Source organism: Mesorhizobium sp. B1-1-5 (genome assembly GCF_006443065.1).
In the GTDB taxonomy this organism is placed as follows: Bacteria; Pseudomonadota; Alphaproteobacteria; order Rhizobiales; family Rhizobiaceae; genus Mesorhizobium.
The window spans coordinates 1-1,404 of record NZ_VFWS01000385.1 but is presented as its reverse complement, the minus strand read 5'-3'; the positions used below and the strand labels follow the sequence as shown (position 1 = coordinate 1,404).

The following is a 1,404-nucleotide window of genomic DNA, read 5'->3' as shown; positions in this document are numbered from 1 at the left end:
GCTCGAAGGCGGTAAACAAATGAGGAAAGCTGAATGCGACGATCGCCCAGGCCTCATCCTCCTCATAGGCTCCGCCGGCGACGCGGATCAAGTGGTGTATCCTGAGGTTGCGGTCGGGCGAAAGAAGAAACCCGCCATGGCCGGTGGTTGAGTGGAAGACAACGCCATCGGCATAGACGGTCGCTCCCTGCGATTGCCCCCCCGGCGTATTGGCCGTGGATCGCTCTTCGCGTCGGCCGAGCGCAATCTTCTCGCGTTGGTGTTCGGCGTTTTCCAGAACCTTTACCCGGAACGCATTCTCATCGGCGAGGTCGCCGCTATGACCATAGAAGTCGCGCCGCGTCCATTCGGCGATGGGCCGTCGGATGCGCCAGCCGGTGACAAGGAAATGGCGCCCGTCTCGGGCGGGAGCCATGGCAAAGGCGTGCTCGCCGACAAGTGCAACGACGAGACCATCGGCACTTTTTCCAAAAGAAACCTCCGGACAACCGGGGGCTTCAATGACGTTGGTTTCGAAATCAAGTGCGCTCATGCCGCCGCTCTCCCCTCGATAATGTCCGCCGCTTCCACGTCGGCTCTGATTTCATGGAGCACGGCATGCGGATAACCGTGGCTGGTCAGACATTCCTCGGCGGCCGCGCGATTGGCGGCAAGATGGACAAGCTCGGCGTCGTCTCCAGCCCGATCGAGGACGAGGACCGAGCCGATCGCGGGCCGTTCCTTGACCGCGAACTTGAGTTCGCTGTTCACCGAAAAGTTCCGGTGGACGCGCAGGACAATCGTCTCCTGGCTGCCATAGTCGCCGTCGTGGAGCGTGATGGAGGCTGGGATTGTCGTGTTGCCGACACGCGCTTCGGCCTGTTTGCGGATCAGGCGGCCACCAGAGTTGCTGTTTTCCCAGGCGGGAAGCTTCCTTCGATGGCGTTCCGGCGGACGCGGGGAGCCGTCGGAATATATCAGAGTCGAGCCCAGGGGCACGAGGTCATAGATCAACTGAGCGGACATGGTTTCTCCATGATGTCGGGTGGAAAACAGAACCGCCGCCGGTAATGGACCGGCGGCGGGATGATCGTTCAGGAGGAAAGATGTGAGGCTTATTCGGCGGCGACCTTGTAGGCCTCGCGCTGCTCGTCGGCGAGATCCTGGTCGGCCGAAGCCGGAGCTTCATCGGCGTAGTCATGCGCCGGCTCGACTACCGCATTGCCATCGAGCTCGTCCTGGTCCTCCGGCGTGCCGTCGTCTTTAGGCTGCTCGGCGCACTCGTTCTTCTTCAGCCACGACGCGAGCTTGGTCTGGTCGGGACCGAATAGCGCTGACGGATGGACGAAGCGACCTTCCTTGAAGTGCTCGACCAGGGCCGCGCGGGTGTCCTTGACCTTCTTACGAGGAAGGACCGATGTGTCC

General features: G+C 61.8%; 1 protein-coding gene and 2 pseudogenes. All 3 read right to left on the bottom strand.

Annotated features, from left to right (window positions below):
- Nucleotides 1-532, bottom strand: a pseudogene (locus FJ980_RS31630) (hypothetical protein); the annotation flags it as partial.
- Nucleotides 529-1,005 (bottom strand): hypothetical protein, encoded by a 477-nt coding sequence (locus tag FJ980_RS31625; RefSeq protein ID WP_140547439.1) that lies wholly within the window; start codon nucleotides 1,003-1,005, stop codon nucleotides 529-531. The pseudogene FJ980_RS31630 and the gene FJ980_RS31625, both read right to left, overlap by 4 nt.
- An 89-nt stretch (nucleotides 1,006-1,094) precedes the next feature.
- Nucleotides 1,095-1,404 (bottom strand): annotated as a pseudogene (locus tag FJ980_RS31620) (plasmid partitioning protein); the annotation flags it as partial.

Bases quoted from the DNA above. Each gene is read 5' to 3' on its own strand.
- FJ980_RS31625 (WP_140547439.1), bottom strand. From the start codon at position 1,005: ATGTCCGCTCAGTTGATCTATGACCTCGTGCCCCTGGGCTCGACTCTG.